This window comes from Bacillus sp. GMa5/1, assembly GCF_050172015.1.
Lineage (GTDB): Bacteria > Bacillota > Bacilli > Bacillales > Bacillaceae_G > Bacillus_A > Bacillus_A cereus.
The window spans coordinates 1-7,632 of the sequence record NZ_JBNLYC010000174.1 but is presented as its reverse complement, the minus strand read 5'-3'; the positions used below and the strand labels follow the sequence as shown (position 1 = coordinate 7,632).

Below are 7,632 nucleotides of genomic sequence, written 5' to 3'. Positions count from 1 at the left end.
GAACACAATATATAAAAAGACAATTAATTTACTTACAGTTAACCAAAATTCCATATCATTAATCTACTTTCCCTGTTAAGTAATAAATCGCAATTTGTGTGCGATGTTCAAGTCCAGTTTTCCCTAAAACTGACGTAATATAATTTGCAATTGTTCCCTCAGATATAAAAAGCTGTTTCGAAATTTCTTTATTTGAGAAACCTTTTGCAATTAATGCGATAATACTAAGCTCCCTTTCTGTGAAAAGGCTCTTATCAATTTTACATTCTTCCTCTTTACTTTCCATTAAATTAGACTTAATTTTATCGAGGACAACATCTTGCATAACAGTTTGACCGTTATATACTCCTTTTATCGCATCACGAATACGCTCCGGATCGTTATTTTTTAATAAATAACCTTTCGCTCCGTTTTTTACTGCATCCAAAATATATTCATCATCATCAAACGTCGTTAAAATAAGCGGTTTTGTTTTCGTCTCTTCACAAATGAACTTCGTCGCCTCTACACCGTTCATATTTGGCATACGAACATCTAAAAGAGCAATATCAACTTCATGCTTTTTACAATACGCTACAGCTTCTTCCCCATCATTTACAGTATCTACTACTTCAAACTCTTCGTATGTATTTAAAATAATTTTCATGCCTTCTCTAATAAAAGAGTTATCATCTGCTATTAATATTTTAATTTTCATGTTTGTTAGTATGGACCTTTCCCTACTAACATTCACATCCTTTCTCCGTGTAACATTTCCTACTTGCTCATTATATACTTCTCTTTACCATTTTTTCACACCTTTTTTCATCTAGCTCTCCCGCAAAAAATATATTATTCTTTTTTTACAAAATGTGTAGGGTGACTTATCATTCTTTACGTCTATATAATAGAATGCGTCAAAAAGGAGGGAGAGACCGATTGAGGAAAAACAATTAATTGAAAAAGCACAGCAAGGAAGCGAGCATGCTTTTCGTATCCTTGTACAAACATATCGTCATTATATTTTTCAAGTTATCTTTTCTATTTTAAGACATGAAGAAGATTCGAAAGATGTTACACAAGAAGTATTCGTAAAAATTCACACCTCTCTCCCAAATTATCAATTTCGCGGATTAAAAACGTGGATGGCACGTATTGCCACCAATCACGCTATTGATTATAAGAGAAAGAAAGCTAGAGAAAGTGAAGAACTCTCCTTATGTAAAGAAGCTGAGGAAAATATACAGTCCTCTCATAATATTGAGGCTTTATTATTGACGAAAGAGCAAAAATTACTCATTGCTCAAAAACTGCGAGAACTTCCCGAAAATTACCGTGACGTTGTTCTCGCACATTACTTAGAAGAAAAGAGCTATCAAGAAATTGCTTTACAGGAAAACATCGAAGTAAAAACAGTCGAAATGAAACTGTATCGAGCACGAAAATGGATTAAAAAACATTGGAAGGAGGAAGAGTTTCTATGATGCATTATTCAAAAGAAGATTGGCGCAATTATACATTAGATTTTATAGAAAGTAATGAACGTGAATCTATGGAAGAACATCTTTATGAATGTGATCATTGTTTAGCACTTTATATGGAAAGTATTGATGAACAACATGAAAACCTTCCAATGATAAATGATGATTCATTTACGAACGAAGTTATGACGCAAATTAATTTTGAAACACTACAATCTAATGAAAATATAAAAACAACCTCACTAAAGCGCACGATCATTCATTACATAATTGCGACTGCGGCTACAATTATTTTTATGGTAAGTGGTTTATTTCAGTATATTTTTACAGCGACATCAAATTTAGAGAAATCTTCAAAACATAACGAGTCTTCTATTTCACAACAAATTGTAAACAAATCGGTAGACACATCGAAAAAGGACGGAGGTTCAAAGCATGAATAAAAATCCCTTTTTAGCACTTGTATTAGGGCTAATTCCTGGGCTTGGACATTTATACTTAAAAAAGCTAGGACGGTTTATTTTATATAGCGGGGGATCACTATTTCTATTCTCCTTTGCAGTATTTTGTACCATAGTAGTAAGAGAACGTGATATTGCTTTTCTTTCTCTATTTTTACTAGCTGTTCTATGGGTAATTAACTTACTAGATTTAGTTATCACCATTATAAACCAAACGAAAAAGCAAGAAGCTGGAGAAGTGATAAATTCCTCTAAAGAGAGCGAACGATTTTATATCATTCTCTTATCCATCATCCCTGGACTTGGCCATTTCCAATTAGGACTTATGCAACGCGGACTTACATTTTTAGTAGCTTGCACAGGAATCGGAAGTATGATCATTTTCGTTGCACTTTTAACATCGCAAGAAAGTTTTCTTATCTTCCTTATTACGTTACCTGTTTTATGGATTTATAATTTCTTTGACGTTGTTCAGCAACTACAGAAAAAAGAACGTGGCGAGCAATTAATTGACCGTACTATTTTCGAAGATTTTGAAGAGCACCGCGAGCAGGGAAAGAAAAGTAAAACATTTGCTTCTATTTTAGCGATGTTCCCTGGAGCAGGTCATATGTATTTAGGCTTACAACGCCGTGGTCTTCAGCTTATGGCGGCCTTCTTACTATCTATTTATTTACTCGACTTATTAAGACTTTCTGCGTTTTTATTTTTAGTACCAATCATTTGGTTCTATAGCTTTTTTGATGCGTTACAGCAAACAGCAAAATACGGAAAAGAACGAGTTCAAGACGAACCCATTATCGATTATTTTATCAATCATCAAAGATGGATCGGTATCGGGTTAATTACACTCGGTGGTTATTATTTATTAGATCAAACAGTCCTTCCTATTTTGAATGATTACTTTGCAACTATATTTAACATTCATCTTAGCGAGCTATATTATCGCTATTTCCAAACATCTATCGTTGCACTTCTCTTAATTGGCGGCGGCTTTAAATTGTTACTTGGAAATAAAGAAAACAAAGGTGGTACAAAAGAATGAGAACATGGCGTGTTGGAACATTCTCAATGGGGCTTTCTATTATATCGTTAGGATGCTTTTTACTTTTTTCAGTCGTAAAAGGAATTCAAGTATTAGATACACTAACTGCATGGTGGCCAGTTTTACTCATCATACTTGGAGCTGAAGTTTTACTATACCTTCTATTCTCTAAAAAAGAGCAATCTTTTATTAAATATGATATTTTTAGTATTTTCTTTATCGGCGTTTTAGGAAGTGTCGGAATTGCTTTTTACTGTTTATTATCAACTGGATTACTAGAAGAAGTTCGTCATTCTATTAACACAACGAGGCAAACGAGTAATATTCCAGACGGACAATTTGATATACCTGAATCTATCAAAAAAATCGTAGTAGATGCAGGACATCAGCCTCTAACGATAGAGGGAAATAATACAAATCAAATTCATCTTTTGGGAACTTATGAAATGACAACGAAAGCAAATGAAAAACTCAATTTAAAACGAGATGATTTCCTTTCAGTTCAAACGGCTGGAGAAACGATGTATATCACTTTAAAATCTTTACCTGTTCAGCATACATTATTTAATTCAGCACCACAGGTGAAACCAACGCTTGTTCTTCCGCAAAATAAAAATGTGGAAATCCGTGCTTCAAATAACGAACTATCTCTTTATCCAGGTCAATTACAAAATAATTGGTTTGTACAGGAAAGCTCAAGAGTGTCTGTCCATCTTGCAAAAGAAAGTGATGTATCTTTAACAGCAGTAACGAATCAAAAAGAAACACATGGAAGTACACCTTGGGAACAAGTAGAAGATTTAACGAAAAACGAAAATACTTCTTCAGAAGAACATCCAGAATTAAACAACCAAGAACATTGGTATAAAAATTCGATTAAAACTGGAAATGGGACGTACAAGTTAAATATTGAGAAAGCTTATAATTTGAATATGAGTGTTCTCGAAAAATAAAAAACCTTCCGCAATTGCGGAAGGTTTTTCTCATATAATCGCTTTAATTCCTTCTAACACTAATCCAATCATAAATCCGCAAACCGCCCCGTTCACTCGGATCCACTGTAAATCTTTACCGACGTTATTTTCAATCATTTCGATTAACGTCTTATCATCTAACTTATCAAGGTTTTCTTGTACAAGCTTACCAATTTTCGAATGGTTCTTTTCCACAAGTGTGACAACTTGCTTTTGTAACCACTTCTCTATTTTTTGAACAGTTTGTTCATCTTCTTTTATTTTATTCATTTGTTTTTGTAAAAATGGAATAACATATTTATCAGCAAATTCTTCATTATTTACAAAAGCAACTGCTCTTTGCTGTACTTGCTCTAGCATCTCTTTTATTTTGTCAGTAGCATTCCAATTCGCAATCCACTTTTCTTTCCAATTTTCTAATTCCTGTAATAAGGCTTCATTTTCTTTTACATTGATAATTTCTTGACGAATCTTCGCTAATATAAGTTGTCTTGTGCTATTATCAGCCTCTTGTAAGCTGTTAATATTACTAATGATAAACTTCTGCAAAATGCCGCCAATCTTATCTTCATCTACAATATTCATAAATGATTTCAAAGTAAACTGCAAGAATCCATCTACTTTTATATTTTCCATCGCCTTCATACCTAAGCTACCGAGCTGGTAACGAGCTTCATCTTGCGCTGTCCAATCTTTTACCTTCACTAATATGTAATCAAGTGTCTTTTCATCATATTCTTGCACAACTAATTGATCAACAAGCACTTGTAAAATGTTATTTGTATTAATTGTATGTAAATACGTCTTTAATTCTTTTTCAATAATAACCGCTAATTTTTCTGTATCGATTGAAACAATCGCCTTCTCAGCAATCGTTACAATGCCTTTTTTCACAGCATCAGACTGCATTTCTCTCTCTGCAATTTGTAGCACCATTTGTGCTAGCTGCATTTCTTTTACTTTATTCGTAATACTTTCTTTCGTTAGCCACTCATTTTCTAACGTATTGATGAGCCCTTTCGTTACTCGTTTACGGTTTTTAGGTAACAAAGCTGTATGCGGAATTGGAATTCCCATCGGGTGACGGAATAATGCTGTAACTGCGAACCAATCTGCAAGCCCGCCAACTAACCCAGCTTCAAATCCCCCTTGTATAATCTCTCCTGCTACCGTTCCTTGAAAAGGGATAGAAGCCGCAAAGCCGACACCCATAACCCCAAGCGAAATACCCGCTATATATTTAGTCTGTAATGACATCGTATACACATCCTCTTATTATGTAAAATAAAGCTTTTTTGTTGTATTTATTCAATATTAGTTATCCTTTATATATACTATAAAGAACTATTGTGAAAATAACAAAGATTTTTATGTACATGAAAAAATGAGGCTACAACTAGCCTCATTTTTCTTATATCGTTAATTCCAAACCTTTCCTATAATATTCATTCATTACATCTTTAGGAACCATACTTCCACCCGTTCCCCACACAATATGAGTACCTTTTTTCAACTTCTCTGTTAACTGTTGCTTTTGTAAATACTCATCTTCTTTACATACTTTCACTGGCCCAATCATACCTGCTAGTGCAGAAGGCTCTAAATAAATATTCTCCGTGTCAGCTAGTTCTTTTAACAATCTATATAACTCTTCATCGCTTACTGTGTAATTCCCACTCAAAAATGGTTCCATCGTTTTACCGACAAATCCAGACGGTCTTCCTACCGCTAGTCCGTCCGCGTCTGTTACATTATCAATCCCGATATCTTGAACAGCAATTTTATCATGAAGTCCTGTCATTAAACCGAGTAACATACATGGAGAGTGCGTAGGCTCCGCAAAGAAGCAGTGCACGTTGTCTTTATACAATAACTTTAAACCAAATGCGACGCCGCCAGGTCCGCCTCCTACTCCGCACGGAAGGTAAACGAATAAAGGATGATTTTCATCTACTACAATCTCTAACTCTTCTAATTGCTTTTGTAATCGCGATGCTGCTACTCCGTATCCTAAAAATAAATCATGGGAGTTTTCATCGTCTACAAAATAACAGCTAGGATCGGCATCTGCTTGCTGACGCCCCTCTTCTACTGCTTTACTATAATCAGCTTCATACTCAATAACGTTTACACCTTTACTTCTTAATAAATCTTTTTTCCATTGTTTCGCATCTGCTGACATATGAACCGTTACGTTAAAACCTAGCTTCGCACTCATAATTCCAATGCTTAGCCCTAAATTTCCTGTTGAACCGACCGCAATTGAATATTTGGCAAAAAACTCTCTACATGTATCACTATCTAAAATGGAATAATCATCTTCTTCTGTTAACATACCGTGCTGCAAAGCTAGTTGTTCAGCATGTTTCAACACTTCATAAATGCCGCCCCTAGCTTTAATTGATCCTGATATCGGAAGATGACTATCACATTTTAATAATAATTCTCCTAAAATAGGTTGCTTGTAATTTGTCTCTAAAGCTTCTTTCATAGAAGATATTTTCACTAAAGGTGATTCGATTATGCCATTCGTCCCTTTCGTTTCAGGAAAAACTTTCGCAATATATGGTGCAAAACGCTTTAATCTCTCTTCCGCATCTTTTACATTCTCTTCATTAAGTGGTGAATCTTTTATTGCCCTTTCATACTTTTCTATGTTTGGATTTATCCAAAATACTTCTTCTGTTGCAATAAGTTTATTCACTAATGGGTATTCTGCTTGTAATGCCCCTATTTCTTTCATTTTGTTTCCTCCTTATATCCTTGTAGCTCACCATATAATAAATTATAATTAAATTAATTTTAATATAGTTTAACACAAATCGTTAACTTTAGTTAATTTTAATTTAATTTATTTAAATATAATTTAATAACCCTTAAGGAGATTTTCATTATGGAAAATATAGATATTGGTAAAAAAATTGAAAAACAAAGAAAAGAAAAAGGTTTAACTAGTAAAGAACTAGCAAAGATGGCCGATATTACACCATCTATGTTAAGTCAAATTGAGCGTGGGTCCGCTAACCCTTCTATTCAAACATTAAAAGTGCTTGCTAAAGCTCTTGATGTGCCAACATTTAGCTTTTTACTTGAAGATACAAATACAGACGATTTAATTGTACGTTCCCATAAACGAAAGAAAATGATTATCGATAATTTATCATATGAAATGCTTTCACCTGATTTCACTGGAAATTTAGCAACAGCAATTATGACCGTCCCGCCTAATACAGCTTCATCAGAAAATGTGCTAGAACATAAAGGAGAAGAATTAGCATTTGTCTTAGATGGGAAAATCACATTATATTTAAACGAGGAAGAATACGTATTAGAAACTGGCGACAGTGTAAAGATACCTGCTTATTTAAAGCATAAATGGGTGAATCATTTTGAGAAAAATGCGATAGTCTTATTTTCTGTTACTCCGCCGATTTTTTAATATATCAATAAAAACAGGATGATTCTTATAAAATGCGGATTATCCTGTTTTTATTAAATAAGAAAGTGAAATTTTTGTTAAAAACTTAACAGTTGGACCCAATCCGAACAATCCTCCTAAAAACATATTTACAAGTGAAGCTATCCCTCCCATTGATGCTAACGTATCATGAGTCAGATTCATCCCACCACTACCAGAGGCACTTGTAATATTCACATAAAAATAAGAAACACGTAAAAATTAATTGTTTTTT

At 33.8% G+C, this 7,632-nt stretch carries 9 protein-coding genes; 5 read left to right on the top strand and 4 right to left on the bottom strand.

The window, feature by feature from the left end; genetic code table 11:
- Positions 1–58: 58 nt before the first annotated feature.
- Positions 59–697 carry a response regulator transcription factor gene (locus ACQGSG_RS24225; RefSeq protein WP_000694093.1) on the bottom strand — a complete coding sequence of 213 codons (639 nt, stop codon included), beginning with the start codon at positions 695–697 and terminating at the stop codon, positions 59–61.
- A 220-nt stretch (positions 698–917) separates the two neighbouring features.
- Here ACQGSG_RS24225 and ACQGSG_RS24220 point away from each other — a divergent pair, with 220 nt between their 5' ends.
- The 4 genes from ACQGSG_RS24220 to exsE are packed head-to-tail and all read left to right on the top strand — an operon-like array spanning position 918 to position 3,919.
- The gene (locus ACQGSG_RS24220) at positions 918–1,463 is read left to right on the top strand and encodes an RNA polymerase sigma factor (RefSeq protein WP_306302920.1); all 546 of its coding nucleotides are present in this window, start codon (positions 918–920) and stop codon (positions 1,461–1,463) included.
- On the top strand, positions 1,460–1,903 hold the full coding sequence (locus ACQGSG_RS24215) for a hypothetical protein (RefSeq protein ID WP_000972351.1): 444 nt from the start codon (positions 1,460–1,462) through the stop codon (positions 1,901–1,903). Before ACQGSG_RS24220 ends, ACQGSG_RS24215 begins: the two co-directional genes overlap by 4 nt.
- Positions 1,896–2,966, top strand: coding sequence for a hypothetical protein (locus tag ACQGSG_RS24210; protein WP_001039122.1), 1,071 nt, complete (start codon positions 1,896–1,898; stop codon positions 2,964–2,966). Before ACQGSG_RS24215 ends, ACQGSG_RS24210 begins: the two co-directional genes overlap by 8 nt.
- The gene (gene exsE / locus ACQGSG_RS24205; protein ID WP_001261427.1) at positions 2,963–3,919 is read left to right on the top strand and encodes an exosporium protein ExsE; all 957 of its coding nucleotides are present in this window, start codon (positions 2,963–2,965) and stop codon (positions 3,917–3,919) included. The genes ACQGSG_RS24210 and exsE overlap by 4 nt, the downstream gene beginning before the upstream one ends.
- A gap of 30 nt (positions 3,920–3,949) precedes the next feature.
- Here the strand turns inward: exsE and ACQGSG_RS24200 are convergent, their stop codons facing one another.
- On the bottom strand, positions 3,950–5,197 hold the full coding sequence (locus ACQGSG_RS24200; protein WP_087965972.1) for a DUF445 domain-containing protein: 1,248 nt from the start codon (positions 5,195–5,197) through the stop codon (positions 3,950–3,952).
- A gap of 154 nt (positions 5,198–5,351) precedes the next feature.
- On the bottom strand, positions 5,352–6,683 hold the full coding sequence (locus ACQGSG_RS24195; RefSeq protein ID WP_098382595.1) for a D-serine ammonia-lyase: 1,332 nt from the start codon (positions 6,681–6,683) through the stop codon (positions 5,352–5,354).
- A gap of 150 nt (positions 6,684–6,833) precedes the next feature.
- Between ACQGSG_RS24195 and ACQGSG_RS24190 the strand changes: the two genes are divergently transcribed.
- The gene (locus ACQGSG_RS24190) at positions 6,834–7,379 is read left to right on the top strand and encodes a helix-turn-helix domain-containing protein (protein WP_000427637.1); all 546 of its coding nucleotides are present in this window, start codon (positions 6,834–6,836) and stop codon (positions 7,377–7,379) included.
- Between the two features lie 39 nt (positions 7,380–7,418).
- On the opposite strand, the gene ACQGSG_RS24185 is transcribed toward ACQGSG_RS24190, so the two are convergent.
- On the bottom strand, positions 7,419–7,595 hold the full coding sequence (locus ACQGSG_RS24185; protein ID WP_002061098.1) for a hypothetical protein: 177 nt from the start codon (positions 7,593–7,595) through the stop codon (positions 7,419–7,421).
- Positions 7,596–7,632 lie beyond the last annotated feature (37 nt).